Annotated in this window: 15 protein-coding genes and 3 pseudogenes; 9 read left to right on the forward strand and 9 right to left on the reverse strand. The window is 69.0% G+C overall.

What is annotated here, in order from left to right:
• Positions 1-63 precede the first annotated feature (63 nt).
• The 3 genes from ACFVX4_RS26400 to ACFVX4_RS26410 all read left to right on the forward strand — a co-directional run bounded on the left by ACFVX4_RS26400 (position 64) and on the right by ACFVX4_RS26410 (position 2,856).
• Positions 64-963, forward strand: a complete 900-nt coding sequence (locus tag ACFVX4_RS26400; RefSeq protein WP_389981449.1) for an ATP-binding cassette domain-containing protein — start codon at positions 64-66, stop codon at positions 961-963.
• 17 nt (positions 964-980) lie between these two features.
• Complete coding sequence (locus tag ACFVX4_RS26405; RefSeq protein WP_389981450.1) at positions 981-1,841, forward strand: ABC transporter permease subunit; 861 nt, start codon at positions 981-983, stop codon at positions 1,839-1,841.
• Between the two features lie 484 nt (positions 1,842-2,325).
• Positions 2,326-2,856 carry a DoxX family protein gene (locus tag ACFVX4_RS26410; RefSeq protein WP_389981493.1) on the forward strand — a complete coding sequence of 177 codons (531 nt, stop codon included), beginning with the start codon at positions 2,326-2,328 and terminating at the stop codon, positions 2,854-2,856.
• Between the two features lie 245 nt (positions 2,857-3,101).
• Here the strand turns inward: ACFVX4_RS26410 and ACFVX4_RS26415 are convergent, their stop codons facing one another.
• Both ACFVX4_RS26415 and ACFVX4_RS26420 read right to left on the reverse strand, forming a co-directional pair.
• Complete coding sequence (locus ACFVX4_RS26415; protein ID WP_389981451.1) at positions 3,102-4,259, reverse strand: RNA polymerase sigma factor; 1,158 nt, start codon at positions 4,257-4,259, stop codon at positions 3,102-3,104.
• A gap of 6 nt (positions 4,260-4,265) precedes the next feature.
• A complete protein-coding gene (locus ACFVX4_RS26420) occupies positions 4,266-4,673 on the reverse strand; it encodes a YciI family protein (protein ID WP_389981452.1) in 408 nt (135 codons plus the stop codon).
• 392 nt (positions 4,674-5,065) lie between these two features.
• Here ACFVX4_RS26420 and ACFVX4_RS26425 point away from each other — a divergent pair, with 392 nt between their 5' ends.
• Positions 5,066-5,428: a DUF6221 family protein gene (locus ACFVX4_RS26425; RefSeq protein ID WP_389981453.1), complete on the forward strand. Its 363-nt coding sequence runs from the start codon at positions 5,066-5,068 to the stop codon at positions 5,426-5,428.
• Here ACFVX4_RS26425 and ACFVX4_RS26430 read toward each other — a convergent pair.
• The gene (locus ACFVX4_RS26430; protein WP_389981454.1) at positions 5,370-6,941 is read right to left on the reverse strand and encodes an alpha/beta hydrolase; all 1,572 of its coding nucleotides are present in this window, start codon (positions 6,939-6,941) and stop codon (positions 5,370-5,372) included. The genes ACFVX4_RS26425 and ACFVX4_RS26430 overlap by 59 nt on opposite strands.
• A gap of 947 nt (positions 6,942-7,888) precedes the next feature.
• Here ACFVX4_RS26430 and ACFVX4_RS26435 point away from each other — a divergent pair.
• Both ACFVX4_RS26435 and ACFVX4_RS26440 read left to right on the forward strand, forming a co-directional pair.
• Positions 7,889-8,551, forward strand: coding sequence for a lysophospholipid acyltransferase family protein (locus ACFVX4_RS26435; protein ID WP_389981455.1), 663 nt, complete (start codon positions 7,889-7,891; stop codon positions 8,549-8,551).
• A 349-nt stretch (positions 8,552-8,900) separates the two neighbouring features.
• A complete protein-coding gene (locus ACFVX4_RS26440) occupies positions 8,901-9,644 on the forward strand; it encodes a GNAT family N-acetyltransferase (RefSeq protein ID WP_389981457.1) in 744 nt (247 codons plus the stop codon).
• A gap of 129 nt (positions 9,645-9,773) precedes the next feature.
• On the opposite strand, the gene ACFVX4_RS26445 is transcribed toward ACFVX4_RS26440, so the two are convergent.
• Complete coding sequence (locus ACFVX4_RS26445; protein ID WP_389981459.1) at positions 9,774-10,184, reverse strand: RidA family protein; 411 nt, start codon at positions 10,182-10,184, stop codon at positions 9,774-9,776.
• Positions 10,185-10,325: 141 nt separating this feature from the next.
• Between ACFVX4_RS26445 and ACFVX4_RS26450 the strand changes: the two genes are divergently transcribed.
• Positions 10,326-10,706: a winged helix-turn-helix transcriptional regulator gene (locus ACFVX4_RS26450; RefSeq protein ID WP_389981461.1), complete on the forward strand. Its 381-nt coding sequence runs from the start codon at positions 10,326-10,328 to the stop codon at positions 10,704-10,706.
• 120 nt (positions 10,707-10,826) lie between these two features.
• A pseudogene (locus tag ACFVX4_RS26455) lies at positions 10,827-10,996 on the forward strand (IS5/IS1182 family transposase); the annotation flags it as partial.
• A 273-nt stretch (positions 10,997-11,269) separates the two neighbouring features.
• On the opposite strand, the gene ACFVX4_RS26460 reads toward ACFVX4_RS26455, so the two are convergent.
• Together ACFVX4_RS26460 and ACFVX4_RS26465 are read right to left on the reverse strand one after the other, a co-directional pair.
• Positions 11,270-11,755 carry a hypothetical protein gene (locus tag ACFVX4_RS26460; protein ID WP_389981463.1) on the reverse strand — a complete coding sequence of 162 codons (486 nt, stop codon included), beginning with the start codon at positions 11,753-11,755 and terminating at the stop codon, positions 11,270-11,272.
• A gap of 12 nt (positions 11,756-11,767) precedes the next feature.
• Positions 11,768-12,213, reverse strand: a pseudogene (locus ACFVX4_RS26465) (hypothetical protein); the annotation flags it as partial.
• Between the two features lie 84 nt (positions 12,214-12,297).
• On the opposite strand from ACFVX4_RS26465, the gene ACFVX4_RS26470 reads away from it, so the two are divergent.
• Complete coding sequence (locus ACFVX4_RS26470) at positions 12,298-12,501, forward strand: hypothetical protein (protein ID WP_389981465.1); 204 nt, start codon at positions 12,298-12,300, stop codon at positions 12,499-12,501.
• 55 nt (positions 12,502-12,556) lie between these two features.
• On the opposite strand, the gene ACFVX4_RS26475 is transcribed toward ACFVX4_RS26470, so the two are convergent.
• The 3 genes and pseudogenes from ACFVX4_RS26475 to ACFVX4_RS26485 form a co-directional block, all read right to left on the reverse strand.
• Positions 12,557-12,847, reverse strand: a complete 291-nt coding sequence (locus ACFVX4_RS26475; RefSeq protein WP_389981466.1) for a hypothetical protein — start codon at positions 12,845-12,847, stop codon at positions 12,557-12,559.
• A gap of 560 nt (positions 12,848-13,407) precedes the next feature.
• On the reverse strand, positions 13,408-14,670 hold the full coding sequence (locus ACFVX4_RS26480) for an arginine deiminase (RefSeq protein ID WP_389981468.1): 1,263 nt from the start codon (positions 14,668-14,670) through the stop codon (positions 13,408-13,410).
• Between the two features lie 55 nt (positions 14,671-14,725).
• Positions 14,726-15,055, reverse strand: a pseudogene (locus ACFVX4_RS26485) (hypothetical protein); the annotation flags it as partial.

Consider the following 15,055-nt stretch of genomic DNA (forward strand, 5'->3'; position numbering starts at 1 on the left):
GGCCGCGCGATTGCCGTCCCCGGCCCGATGTCCGGGCCGGGGCCTCCCGGCAGCGTTGTTCCTGTGATCGAAGTCAACGAGCTCACCAAGCGCTATGGCAGCAAGACCGCCGTCGGCCAGCTGTCCTTCACCGTGCGGCCGGGCCAGGTCACCGGATTCCTCGGCCCCAACGGCGCCGGCAAGACCACCACCCTGCGCATGATCCTCGGCCTGGACGCGCCCACCGGGGGCACTGCCACCGTCAGCGATGTCCCCTTCCGCAGCCACCCGCGCGGACTGCGGCACGTCGGCGCCCTCCTCGACGCCACCCAGGTCCACGGCGGACGCAGCGCCGCCGCTCATCTGTCCGCCCTGGCCCGCAGCAACGGCATCCCGCTGCGCAGGGTGGACGAGGTGCTGCAGGAGGTGGGGCCGGCCGATGCGGCGGCCCGCCGCATCGGTGGGTTCTCGCTCGGCATGAAACAGCGGCTCGGTGTCGCCACCGCCCTCCTCGGCGACCCACCCGTGCTGATGTTCGACGAGCCGGTCAACGGCATGGACCCGGAGGGCGTGCTCTGGATGCGCCGTCTCTTCCGGCGCCTGGCGGCCGAGGGCCGCACGGTCTTCCTCTCCAGCCATCTCATGTCGGAGATGGAGAACACGGCCGACCAACTCGTCGTCATCGGCCGGGGGCGGCTCATCGCCGCGGAGTCGGTACGGGACTTCGCGGCCCGCAGCACCCGCCTCAGCGTCCTGGTGGGCACCCCGCAGGCCGCCGAGCTGACAGTGGTGCTGACAGCCGCAGGCGCGTCGGTCCAGCCGGAGGGCCCGGAGCGCGCCGAGAGGCTGGCCGTGACCGGGCTGCCGGCGGACCGGATCGGAACACTCGCCTTCGAGAACCGGATCATGCTGCACGAGCTGACCACCCGGACCGCCTCACTGGAAGAGGCCTTCATGGAACTCACCGCCGACAGCGTCGAATAGCTGGCAGGGCAGCACCGATGAGCACATCCACCTCCGTCCCCCCGACCACCTCGTACGCGCCCGTCGCCGGACCGCCCGCCCGCTTCCGCGACCTGATCGCCGCCGAGTGGATCAAGATGCGGTCCCTGCGCTCCACCCCCTGGACGCTCGCGCTCACGACCGTGTTCGTCATCGGGTCCGCCGCGGCGGCGGCGCTGGCGGAATACGACAACATCGCGGACTCCGGACCGAGCACGCGTCAGCCGCACGACTTCCTCGCCTTCACCGCCTACCCGCCGGCCGGCTACTGGCTGCTGATGCTCGTCGCCGGCGCCATAGGCGCCAGCACCGTCGTGAGCGAGTACAGCAGCGGACTGATCCGCACCACCACCGCGGCCGTCCCGGCCCGTGGTGGAGTGGTGCTGGCCAAGGCGGTCGTCACGGCCACGCTCTGGACCGCGGTCGGTACGGTCATCTCCTTCGGTTCCTTCCTGGTCTCCCAGGCCATCCTGGACGGGCGGCACGCCGGGGTCCCGATCACCCACCCCGGCGTGGCACGGGCCATGGTGGCGTCCGCCCTGCTGGCCCCGGTCTGCGCGCTGATCGGCCTCGGCCTCGGTGTCCTGATCCGGCACAGTGCCACCACCATGATCACCAGCGTCTTCACGCTACTGATGTTCCCCACACTCTTCTCACAGAGCGAGCTCTGGTCCGCCGACATCAACCACGCGATGCCGGTCACCGCCTGGAAGCGCCTGGTCCAGAACTGGCCGCCGGATCCCGATTCCCTCGCGTACACCGCCACCGCCACCGTCCCCGGCTCCTGGATCGTGTACACGGTGTGGCCGCTCGTCGCGGTCGTACTCGCGGTGGTCGTCGTACGGCGCCGCGACGTGTGAACCCGCGACAGGAAGCAGACAACCAGCCTCCCCTGCACGGGCCAAGCCCGCCCAGGACCGACCCAGCCCCCCGCATCCGCAGCTGGCCCTGGACCAGCAGCACCCAGGCCCTCGTCCAGCGAGGAAATGCGTCACCCGAGGCTCCGCGCTAGAAGCGGTCACGCCTCCTGGTATCTGCTGATACCGCGCGCGCTCCACCGCTCCAGGGTCGATCCCGGCCGGGGGAGGGGGAACGATGGGAATGACAAGCCGACGTCACGCAATTCAATGCGAAAACGACCGGCGGCCCGACCGGGGGTCGGCAGCCCAGTTGTTCCTTTGTGGTCCGGATTCCTCCCGGCAGCGCCGCGATACTCCGTGCCCGGCGTGTGCTCGCAGGCGTCGCCGTGCGGCCGATCCCTCCGTGTCCCGCGTGGTCAGTCGACACCGCCCAGGGGCATCGGAGCAGAAGGAGCCTCCGGTGAAGTACATCATCAACGAGAAGTTGCGTGCCCCGCCCCAGTCGGCCGCCCGCGTACCGGAAAGGCCTTCGGTCTCCGCCGGCGACTGCGGACTGCTCCTTGTCAGGATCACCATCGGCCTCCTCATGGCCGGGCACGGATGCCAAAAACTCTTCGGAATATTCGGTGGTGAGGGTCTCGCCGCAACGGGCAAGGGCTTCGCAGGTCTGGGCTTCCACCCAGGAGTGGTCTATGCCGCCATCGGCGGCGGCTCAGAGTTCTTCGGGGGCCTCGGCCTGGCTCTGGGGCTGTTCACCCCACTGGCATCGGCTGCCCTGATCGGCGTGATGATCAATGCCATGGCGACCGTCACCGCGGCACATGGCCTGTGGGAGACACAAGGCGGCGTCGAGTACAACGTGTGCATCGCGGTCGTGGCGCTGGCCGTCGCGGCCATCGGTCCCGGGCGGTTCGCACTCGACAGACCGTTCCGCTGGGGGAAGGGCGGCTGGCCAGAGGCCGCCTTCGCCCTGGGTGTCGGCGGCCTCGGCGCCGCGATCGTGCTGAGCCTATGAATGCGGGCAGAGGATACCGGCGCCGATCAGGCTGCGGCGAAATCAAGCCGCTGTCTGATCCTGCTGCAGAAAGGGCACCGCGGCGCGGTGAATCACGGCGCGGACGGTTCCCTCGTCCGCGCTGCGCCGGCCAGGCGAACGCCCGGACGCCGTCCACCCTGTACGGCAATGGGGCCACAGAGAACGGGGAGGGGAGGCGACACCCTTCAGCAACAGTTGTCAGCCATGTTCGTCAGCCACGCCCGTCAGTGACGCCCGCGGGCGTTGAGCCGGGCGGCCTGGCGCGTCAGGTGGTCGCGCTCGGCGAGGTTGGGCGCCTTCTGGGCCGCCTCGACGTACAGACGTGCCGCCGTCGTCAGGTCGCCGTCGCGCTCGTGGAGGTACGCCGCCACCGCGACGTAGCGGGGCAGTGAGTCGTCCAGTGCCACGAGCGCCGCCAGACCGGCGCGCGGTCCGTCGGCCTCGCCGACGGCCACCGCGCGGTTGAGCCGGACGACCGGGCTGTCGGTCAAGCGCGCGAGTTCGTCGTACCACTCGACGATCTGCACCCAGTCGGTCTCCTCGACGGTGGGCGCGTCGGCGTGGAGTGCCGCGATGGCGGCCTGGGCCTGGAACTCGCCCAGCCGGTCGCGGGCGAGGGCCGCCTGCAGGATCTCGACGCCCTCGGCGACCGACTCGGTGTCCCACCGGCCGCGGTTCTGCTCGGCCAGCGGCACCAGGCCGCCGTCGGGCGCGGTCCGGGCGGCGCGCCGGGCATGGTGGAGCAGCATGAGGGCGAGCAGCCCCGCCACCTCGGGGTGGTCGATGGCGGCCGCGAGCTGCCGGGTGAGCCGGATGGCCTCGGCGGCGAGGTCGACATCGCGGGAGTAGCCCTCGTTGAAGACCAGGTAGAGGACGCGCAGCACGGTGGCGACGTCGCCGGGCCGGTCGAAGCGGACACCGGAGACGGTGCGCTTGGCCCGGCTGATGCGCTGTGCCATGGGCGCCTCGGGCACCAGGTAGGCGCGGGCGATCTGGCGGGTGGTGAGCCCGCCGACGGCGCGCAGTGTGAGCGCGACCGCGGACGACGGCGTCAGCGACGGATGGGCGCACAGGAAGTAGAGCTGGAGCGTGTCGTCCACCGAGGACGCAGGGCCGGGAGGCGGCTCCTCGTCGATGAGGTCCTCACGCCGGCGGCGGGCCGTGTCCGCCCGGGTCGCGTCGAGGAACCGGCGCCAGGCCACGGTGACCAGCCAGCCCTTCGGGTCCCGTGGTGGATCGGCCGACCAGACGCGGACCGCATCGACCAGCGCGTCCTGCACGGCGTCCTCGGCCGCCGCGAAGTCGGCTCCGCGGCGGACGAGGATGCCGAGCACGCTCGGCGTGAGGCTCCGGAGCAGGTCCGCGTTCACCTCGGAGGTCATCAGAGGTCAGTCCGTGATGGTGGCCGACGCGCCCAGGAACGGCCGTACCTCGAGCCACTCGTGGATCGGCTTCCCGCCCGCCCCCGGGGCGGCCGAAAGTTCCCCGGCCAGCTCGATGGCGCGCTCGTAGCTGTCGACGTCGATCACCATCCAGCCTGCGATGAGGTCCTTGGTCTCGGCGAAGGGGCCGTCGGTGACCGGTGGGCGACCGACGCCGTCGTACTGGACGAACGTTCCCTCGGGAGCGAGCGCCTGACTGTCGACGAACTCACCGGTCCCCTCGAGCCGGGCCGCGAAGTCCTGCATGTACTGCACGTGGGCGGAGATCTCCTCCGGTGTCCATTTGTCCATGGGCACGTCGTTGACCGGAGCCGGGGCGCCGCGGTAGTGCTTGAGCAGCAAGTACTTGGCCATTGTGGTTCTCCTCGGTGCTGGTGCGACCCATTGTGGCCGCGTTCATTGCAGGGACGGAGCCGGTGACGGGTTCTCGACATCATCACCGTCCGTCTTTTTTGCTCTCGTGGATGAGCTCGGGTGAGCCGTCCCGCGATGTCCAGGGCCACGGCGCGGTGCGAGAGCGGAGACGGAGCGAGGCCATCCAAGATCGGCAGCAACCCGGGCAACTGAATCAAGAGAAGGCCTCGCATACGTCATAACGCGTTGTCCTGGCGCGTCGTGGCGCACTCGGACCCATGTGTTGTTCGACGGCATCCCCCAGTAACTCGAACAGTTCAACACGGACCGGCATCCACCCCCGATCCACCGATCCGTCCGTCCCACCTCCACCGACACGCGATGATGGCCCCATGGACGACTTGATGCCGTTCCTTCGTGACAGGCTCGACGAGGACGAAACCGTGGCGCGCACCGCTGGGGGCCAAGAGGCCGACGGGCTCCGCTGGTTGGACCACGGCTCGGGGAGCGGTGTGGTGAGTGACGACGCCGGCATGGTGGTCACGTACAGGACTGGCGCGGGCGACCCGCACGCCGCCCACATCGCACTCCGTGACCCGGCCCGCACCCTTTGCGAAGTCGAGGTCAAGCGCGGCCTGCTCAAGCGGTACGAGGAGCCGGAGACGAGTGCGGCGCTGTCGGACTCCTTCAACATGTTCACGGCCGGTGTGGAACGCACGGTGCGGGCAGCTTTCCTGTGGCCAGGTACCGGTTGACCTCATTGTCCACGCAGGCGTTGCCGTACTGGCCGTAGATCGCGTGCCGGTTGGCACCCTTGAGAGTGAGCAGCTTGGAGCTCGGCAGCAGATTGTGCAGTGCCACGCTGCCCGTGTACGGGGTGCGCGGGTCACCGGTGGCGGCCACGATCAGCGCAGGGGTGTCGTGACGCAACTGGGTGGGCCTCTCGCGGGGCCGGTCCCAGAAGGCGCACGGCCCTATGTTGTTGGTGAGAGGGCCGAACAGCGCGTGCGTCGCCCGGCTGCGTTCGATGTCCCGCCAATAGCTCTCGGGGTTGCGAGGCACGGAGACATCGCCGCAGAGGATCGCGGACTGCACACTGCCGTTGCGTGATCCCTGGTCGGTGAGCGCGCCCCGCAGCATCGCGGCGAACTGCGGCGACAGCTGGGTGGGTTGACCTGCTGCAGCCCTTGCGAGCACGGACATCTGCTCCCCGGCCGCAGCCCGTGCCTCATCGGTGTCGTCAGCGGTTCCGGAGAAGACCACGAAGGGCACCTGGGTGTCGTCGAGCCGGAACGTATCCGCGCCGGTGCCGATGGTCAGAGGGTGGCGCGCGGAGGTCGCGACGACGCGGTCGATCGTGGCGAGCACCTGTCCGCGCGTGCGGCCGAGACCGTAGACGCTGTGTCGCTGCGCCGCCCAGGTGGCCCAGTCGGCGAGGGCCTTATCGTTCTCGCGCTCCACGCCGCGCATCAGCCGCGGGTTGTAGCGGCGCGGATCCAGTGCCCCGTCGAGAACCACCCGGTCGTGGCGACGGGGGAACATCTGGGTGTAGACCGTGCCCAGGTAGGTGCCGTAGGACCAGCCCAGGTAGGAGACCTTGCGCTCGCCGAGCGTGCCCCGGATGACGTCCATGTCGCGGGCCGTGTTGCGGGTGGTGACGTACGGCAGCACGGACGCGTTGGTGGCCCGGCACTTGTCGGCCAGGCCCTTCTGCAGGGCGACCTGGCGCTCGAAGCCCGCCCGGCCTTGACCGGCCGAGAACACGGAGGAACCGACGGGCCAGTCGCAGTCGAGCGGGGCGCTGCGGCCGACGAAACGCGGGTCGAAGCCGATGACGTCGTAGCGTGCACCGGTCTCCTTCATCATCCGGTGAACGAGCGGGGCGTAGCCGAGGGCGGGCCCGCCCGGCCCTCCGGGGTTGAACAACAGCGAGCCGACCCGGTGACGGGTGTCGGTGGCAGCGAGCCGCGAAATCGCGACCTTGAGGGTACGGCCCCGGGGATCGGCGTAGTCGAGTGGGACGGTCACGTCGGCGCAGCGTGCACCGGCCTTCTCCAGCTCACGACCCGTGGCATCGTCCGGGCCCAGGAAGCAACTGCGCCAGTCGAGGCGCTGGTGGTAATAGCGGTCGAGGCCCGCCCCGGCCGTCACCGCAGCGCCGTCGCGGCCCGCTGCTGTCGCCGTCGCGCCGGGCAGCGCGGTGAAGCAGGCGGTGAGGGCGAGCCCCACGGGCGAGGTGCGGCGCACGGCTGTGCTGATGGTGGTCACACGGTCTCCTTGAGTGGTGCGTGAGGCAGCGGGACAGAAGGTGGTGGCGAGGGCGAGCAGAGCGTGGCGGCCCGGTCCGACCCGTCCGGGGCCGCATCGGACCGGCGGCCCCGAGACTCCGGCGCCTGGGCCGCACGCCCGGATACCGGCCGGTCCGGCCCGGCCCGTCAGCGGGGCGGATCGGGCCGGCGTGGCCGCACAAGGGGGTCAGGGAACGCGGAGCGCGTCCTCAGCCGCGCGCTGCCCCGGCTGTTCTCGGCATGCGGGCCAGCCTTTCACCACACCTGACGCCGCGTCATCGTCTCTCGGCAGTACTGTGCGCATACGTCAGTGGTCCTACGGCCTGTCTCCAAAGCAGGTCGAGGGGATCACGCAGAGCAAGGGTGCGTTGTCCTGAGCTCTCCGATACCGACACGCGGCTGGTCCGGGTGGTGCGGGCGGAGATGGACGCGGTGATGGACATACTCCGCATCGCGCGCCCCGATCCCGGCCGCCCGCGCACCCGGCCCGACCACGTTCTGCGGGACAAGGGCTGTGAAGAACCACGGCTCCCGCAAGATCCGCGGACATCTGCTCAGACGCGGCATCGCCCACGCGCTCCGACTCGAAGGCCAACCGCCGCAACCGGGATGGTCACAGCGGCAGACCCCCAGCCCTCGACAGGCAGCTCTGCAAGCTCCGCAATGCTGTCGAGCGCTGTTTCAACAGGCTGAAACAGTACCGCGCGATCACCCACCGCTACGACAAGACCCCCGAGTCCTACAAGGTGCCAGTCGCCCTCACTTCACTGCTGCTCTGGATCAGGCCCCTTTGAAGACACCCACCAGCACAGAGCTTCGGCGCAGTATTGGGAAAATCTGCCGAGAAGATGAGTACGAAGACTCACGCCCAGCCGGCGCCTGTCCTCGACGATGAAGATCAACATCGTCGAGACCGGGAGACCGCTCATGCTCAGTCGCGTCGCCGACGTCTTGGTGCCCGCTGTCGGCCGCCTGTCGGTGACAACCGACCCCGGTGCCGAACTCGCGCCTGGCAGCATTGTCGCCGCGAACCACACGTCGTTGGCCGACCCTGCGATCGTGGTTGCCGCACTGCACCGCTTCGGCGCCCGTCCGGTCATCATGGCGGCCGCAGGGCTGTGGCGCGTACCGCTCCTCGGTCGCGCGCTCGCTCGCGAAGGACACATCCCCGTCGTCCGCGGAGATCGGCGCGCCGCGGCCGCGCTGGACATCGCAGCAGAAGCGCTGGAACAGGGACGGCTGGTCCTCATCTACGCCGAGGGGGGTCTGCCCCGCCGCAGGGACGCTGCGGAATCGGCACCCGGCACCTTCCGCAGCGGTCTGGCCCGGCTCTCCGAGCGCACCGGCGCCCCCCTCATACCCGTGGGCCAGGCCGGCGCCCGTCGGATTACCTCGGGCAGCACCGCCAAGCAGCTCGTCGGCCTGGTCACAGCGCCTCTGCGCCGCCCGGACCTCCACGTGCACGTGGGCACGCCACTGGAGCTGACCGGCGCCTGCGCCGTCCGGACGGCGCAGGCCCGTACCGCGGTGACCAACGCGTGGCGGACGGCGGCTGCTCACCTGCGCGAGCCCGCCGCGCTCACCGCATAGTCCCCGGTAGTCGCTTTCAGGTCCCTGTCGTCGGCCCGGAGCCTATGCGCGGCCGGAGTAGTAGCCGCGCACCGGCACAGGCCCCGTTCTCGCTACGACAAGCGGACGCGCCACTACCAAGCCGTGGTCGCCCTCGCTGCCTCGGACCAGGATTCCAAGAGTTTACGAATTGCTCACGCACACGTCTTTTCAGATGTCCTGCCTCGTCCAAGTCGACAGGTTCTCAAGGTATTTCACGAGACGTGACGGTCTTTCATGGATCAGGGCCGGGTTGAGTCCCGCAGTGTGTGCTGTCCGTCCGGGAGGAATCCTGTCGCGCTCCGGGCGCGGAGCCGAAAGGATGCGGCTCATGGCTGACGAACTCTTGCTCCGTCGTGCCCGGGAGTTGTGGGTGGAGCTGGCGGGCACACCGGTCGAATTCTGTCCGTCGGGAGGGGCGCAAGTTGTGGTCGCGCCCGGATCTCGGTTGTGTCCGCCGTCGTGGACCGGGGTCGTGCGGATCGGTGGCGCAGCCATCGTCGCTGTTCCGAGCGTGCGGGCCGCGGGGATGGTGGCCGACGCAGTGCGGACGATGTCCCAGGAAGAGCTTTTCGACATTGCCTGTCTGCGAGCGGTGCTACCTGTGCTCGATGTCCTCGGACCGGCTTCGCTCTTCTATCTGGACCGGGAGGGCTTTCTTCCTGCGCATGAAGGCACCGGGGTCGAGCAGTTGCCGATCGGTGACGGCAGCCTGGCCGCGCTGCTGGCCCTGGTCGGGGAGGAGGAGGCCGGTGAGAGTGGCCTGGAGGACATATCCTCTCCTGCCTTCTGTATTCGGCGGGGCGACGAAGTGGTGGCCGCGGCCGGGTACCGGTCCTGGCCGCGGTCGGTGGCCCAACTGAGTGTGCTGGTTGCCCCGGACTGTCGAGGCCGACGCCTGGCGCGGGCCGTGGCGTCCGCGGCAGTGGCACATGCCCTTGATGCCGCGTTGCTGCCGCAGTGGAGAGCACGGCCCAATTCATCGCGGCGTGTGGCTGTGGCGCTGGGGTTCCGGGAGCTGGGTGCCCAGCTGAGCGTTCGGCTCGGCGATTTCCTCGTCGATCGAAGCCGGTAAGGAAGGACCTCTGTACGCCTCCTCCGCGAATGCCATGTCGTTTGAGAACAGCGAGCCCAACGCTCTCCAGCAGTGCGGCAACAGCTCAGGTGAGTAGCGTGCGCTTGCCGACCAGGCTGCGACAGGCCATCAGCCGTCGACGATCGCGGTGGCTTCGACCTCGACCAGATAATCGGGTGCGGCCAGTGCCACAACACCCAGCAGAGTGCCCGGCGCGACCGGGGTGACCCCCAACTTCGCGGCCGCCCGAGAGACCCCTTTCAGGAACAGGGGCATCTTGTCGGGGGTCCAGTCGACGACGTACACAGTCAGCTTCGCCACGTCCTCGAAGGAAGCACCGACCGCGGCCAGGGCGGTGCCGATGTTGAGGTAGCTCTGCTCGACCTGAGCGGCGAGATCACCCTCGCCGACCGTGGCCCCGTCGGCATCACAGGCGACCTGCCCGGCGATGAAGACCAGTTTCGAACCAGTCGCGATCGATACCTGCCGATAGGCATCGATCTCCGGCAGTCCGTCGGGGTTCACCAGGGTGATGGCCATGCTGCCCGCCTCCTTGTCATGAGAGCCCGAGGGCTCGCTTGCACCGAACCGCAATCGCGTCGGTCTCTGTGGTTACTCAGAAACCGTAGGAGAGTGACCGCTGACATGGAAGAACGCACTTTTCAGTGACTGGGGAACTTCATGGTTACCAAGCAGTTCAAGGGACTGCCCGACGCAGCGGACTTGACGCGCGCGGACTCCCTGGCACGGGAGATCTTCTCGGACATCGCCAACAAGTGGGCGCTCCTGATCATCGAAACTCTCGGTGACGGCACCCTGCGCTTCAGCGAGCTGCGCAACGGGATCGAGGGCATCAGTCACAAGATGCTCACCCAGAACCTGCGCATGCTGGAGCGCAACGGCCTGGTCGACCGGACCGTGCACCCCACTGTGCCGCCGCGGGTCGAGTACACCCTCACCGAGTCGGGTCGAGCCCTACGGGCGACAGTTGAGGGGATGTGCGGCTGGACCCACCAGTACCTCGGTCACATCGAGGCCGCCCGCCGCCGCTTCGACGCCTGACGAGGGCGATTGCGTCGCTGCCTTCGCCCCGACTGGCATGGCGGCTGTAGTCCGCACCTCATGACTGTGGAGGCGGCAGACCCCCGTCAGGCGCGCCGCGAGGGCGAGGCCCGCCGGCTACGCACGCCCTGGCAGCACCGCCGCGACGAGGGGCTCGGGTGCTCCCGGGCGGCCCGACCAGTAAGATCCATCTTGCCGGTGAGGGCGGACGCCGTCCCCTGGCCCTCCTGATCACCCCGGGCCAATGGGGCGACGCCCCGCAGCTCATTCCGGTCATGGAACGCATCCGCGGCGGCCTCAGCAGCGGCTCGTGGACGTACAAGCGCACCCGCGCCACTTCCACCACCGACCATGCCCACCCGGCGGCCGCCTCGAAGAGTGCGTCGATCACACCGCTTCCGCGGTACTCGGGGCGAACGAAGGCACCAACGTCGTGTGCCTGGCGCTGCTGGACGGTCCTGCCGCACACGTCGCCGCTGCCCGCGCCCTGGATCAGCACAGCCACTGTGCCGCTCCAGGTCCCGTCCCGGCCCTCAGCCACGAACTGGCGCACCCGCGTCCCGCTACGGCTTCTCTCCTCGGCCGTCTGTGAGCGGGACCCCTTGTTGGTGGTCCACGGTGGTTCCGTCAGGCTTCCGCCCGACGGCGGCTGCAAGAACGGCGGGGAGGTCTCCCTCGGGGACTGAGGCACGCACCTTCGCCAGGACGTGAGGAAAGTCGCCATCATCGATGCCACCCAAGTGCTCCTGACGCAACTGGTAAATGACCTCGACGAGCTCAGGCCGCAGCCGCATCCAGGCGCGGGACGTTCGAATCTCCTCCTCGACCTGGTCCATGAACCAACGCATGACCTCGTACGGGACGTCCAGGTGCCGCCCGTCAGGGGTGAAACACACCGTCCGCTCCCGTGCCGGGTCCTCGTCGGGGACGGTCGCGGTCACAAGGGTGCGTTGCTCGGCAACGAGGTCCAGTTCCAAGTACCAGGCGTCATCGGGTACGGAGTACATCGCGGTGATCACGTAATCGCCATGGAGATGCGGAGTAGGCATAGCCTCACGCTGTCATGGCCGTATGGCGACAAATCGGCGCTGCCGCCGAGCCGAGATGAGCGGGGCGGGGCGGGGCGGGGCGGTGAAGTGGAGTGCGGCTTGGCAGGAGATGGCGAGCTTGTCGGTTCGCATGGCCGGACCGCGCCGCTGTTTGAGTCGATTGATGCACCGCTTCACAGTGTTGCGTTGCTTGTATGCCTCAACATCGAAGCTGGGTGGTGACCTCCCGCGTGGCCTAGCCGCAGACGGTGGCCGACCTGATCGGCGGGCTGCGGAATATCTGCCCGAGCGCCTCGTCGGCGCAGATGTACGTGGATCGCGCGGGACGAGTAGGTGAGATCCGCGAGGATGGACGCCGGTCGGGTTCCGGGCCTCCCCACCCCGGTGCGCGGAACCCGAATCCTGGCCATGACCGCCTTGGATGCTGACGCGTCACCTGCCTGGCCTGCGGTGACATGGGCCTAGGTTTTCTGTGACGCAGCTGATTCATCGCGCGGTGTCCGGACTGAACGCCCCCTCGCGTGGGGTTCGCCGGTTACTGCGTGCGGACTGTACGGCTGGTCCAATCACTGGGACGAAGGGCATCGGCCGCTCCCCACCGCGTCGTCGACGGCCTCGCCGCCCACACCCGCCGACTCGGGGAGCTGATGCCCGAAGTCGCCCCGGCCTACCTGCCCGGCACCGAAGCTGCCGGTGCCCTGGTCCCGCCGTGCGACGCGCGGCGAGCGTTTCTCACCGATGTCTGAGTGACGGCCGGCCAGTTGGACCGATGCGCGTCATCACCAGGGCATCGGCGGGCCCTCAGCAGCCTGCGGTGACGTTCTCGCAGTACACCCAGCCCGTATTGCCGTTGTCGTTCTTGACGTAGTACCACCTGTTGCCCGCATCGTTGTACGCATAGTGCGACCACCAGACGGGCATCTCCGGGAAGATGACGCCTGTCGGCGCGCAGGTAGCGCGATAGCACTCTCGGATGTTGGCGTGTTTGGTGGCTTCTGTGGGCGTCCATGTGGCGGCCTGGGCGCTGGTCGAGACGGACAGCGCGAGAGCGGCGGCGCCGAAAGCACCAAGAACGGCAGTGCGTTTGCGCATGGCGAAAGTCTCCTTCTGACAGTACGGAACAACCCTGAACATGCCAGGGAACGTCGGTTGTACTGGTGCGACCTTTTGGCTGCCGCCCACTCTGGACGTTCACCGGCGGGAGCGACCAGGGGTTCGGCCTGTCCCGGACATGTCCCAACCGCTGTCCCACCACCAGGTGCAGCCACCCGCGCATGCCCGCCCCCCGGGGTGTATCTGCTGCCTGCTTCGGGGAATCGGTGTCGACCGTGCACCGCCGCTTCGTCAGCCGGTCCCGTGCCGGGTTCTGGGGTTGGCCGCACCAGTATGTGATCCAGTTCCTCGACGGGGCAGGGCCTGATCGATCTGTCCCGTGCGGCCTCGGCTCCACCTCAATCACCGCTACGAACGGAACCCCGGTGGCCAGACCCACTCCATGGCGGCCCGCCTCCACGAGGCACGCGAGCAGTTCCAGGCCGTGCTCGCCGTGTCGGCAGCCGGGCCCATGCCGGAGCGTACGCACGGGCGACAGCGGGCCCGGAGCCTTGTGCGGCGGCCTGATCTACGGAACATCTCCCGCCCGCTGCCCGGGTTCAGTACTCCACGGGTTCGCGGATGATCGGGCAGGTCATGCAGTGGCCGCCGCCGCGACCGCGGCCCAGCTCGGCGCCGACGATGGTGATGACCTCCACGCCCGCCTTGCGCAGTTGGGTGTTGGTCTGGGTGTTGCGGTCGTAGGTGAAGACCACGCCGGGTTCGACGGCGACGGCGTTGTTGCCGCTGTCCCACTGCTGGCGCTCCGAGGCGTAGGCGTCGCCCCCGGTCTCGACGATCTGGAGGCCCGGCAGTCCCACTCCCTTGGCGACCACCTTGACGAACGTGCCCTTCCCCTCGTCGACGACCTCCGCTCCGGGTGCTTTGTCGGCCGGGTGGAGGGAGAAGGTGTGGATGGCGTCGACGATAGCCGGGTAGAGCGTGACGATGTCACGGTCGGCGAAGGTGAAGACGGTGTCGAGGTGCATGGCGGACCGCAGCCTGGGCATCCCGGCGACGATGACGTGCTGGGCCGCGCCCGCGGCGAACAGGGCTGCGGCAACCTGGGTGATGGCCTGCCGGGACGTCCGCTCACTCATGCCCATCAGGACGACGCCATTGCCGATCGGCATGATGTCGCCGCCCTCGAACGTGGCCTGTCCCCAGTCCTGTTCGGGATCACCCCACCACACGTCCGATCCCATGTAGTCCGGGTGGAAGGTGTAGAGGGCTTTCATCAGCAGCGTCTCGTCGTGCCGGGCGGGCCAGTACAGCGGGTTGAGGGTGAGTCCGCCGTACAGCCAGCATGTGGTGTCTCGTGTGTAGAGGGTGTTGGGCAGAGGCGGCATGAGGTACTCGCGGGCGTCGGCGGAGGAGCGGGCCAGGGCCAGGTACCCGGAGCGGTACTCCTCAGGCAGGTCGTCGGTGGCCAGGCCGCCGATCAGGTACTCCGCGAGCTGCTGGGGGGTGCGGGACTCCAGGAAGGCACGAGTGCCGTCGATGAGGCCCAGGCCGACTTCGTTGGGGATCACCTTGCGGTCAAGGAGCCATGACCGGGCGTCGGGCAGCGCCATGGTCTCGGCCAGGAGGTCGTGCAGCTCGACGACCTCCACGCCGCGTCCGCGCAGTTTGTTGACGAAGTCGGCGTGATCGCGCTGGGCGTTCTCCACCCACATCACGTCGTCGAAGAGCAGGTCGTCGGCATTGGTGGGGGTCAGGCGGCGATGGGCGAGCCCGGGCCGGCAGACCAGGGCCTTGCGCAGTCGGCCGACCTCGGAGTGGACGCCGTACGCGGTGGCGGGGTGGACGCTGGGATTGGTCATGGCAGCCCTTTCGGTGACGGCGCTTCAAGGTGGTTCCGGACGAGATGAGTTGGGGTCAGATGCTGATCCATCCCGCTGCCAGGGCGATGATGCCGACGACGGCGCCGGCTGCCGAGACGGCGAGGATGACGGCCTCTCCCGGGGAGAAGGGCCTGCGGCCCTGCTCGCGGCGGGCCATCACGAACAGCGCGGAGGACGGGGCGTAGATGATGAGCGACACCAGGAGGTACTTCAGGCCGGCGGCGTAGATCAGGAATGCGGTGTAGACGGTGGCGAGGATGCTGATGGTCAGCTCGCGGCCGGGGGGGGGGGAGCGGTCCTCCCCCCCCCCCCCCCCCCCCCCCCCCCCCCCCCCCCCCCCTACGCGAAAGAACAAAAAAAAACT

Origin of the sequence: Streptomyces sp. NPDC058240 (genome assembly GCF_042882135.1) — a bacterium.
Taxonomy (GTDB): Bacteria; Actinomycetota; Actinomycetes; order Streptomycetales; family Streptomycetaceae; genus Streptomyces.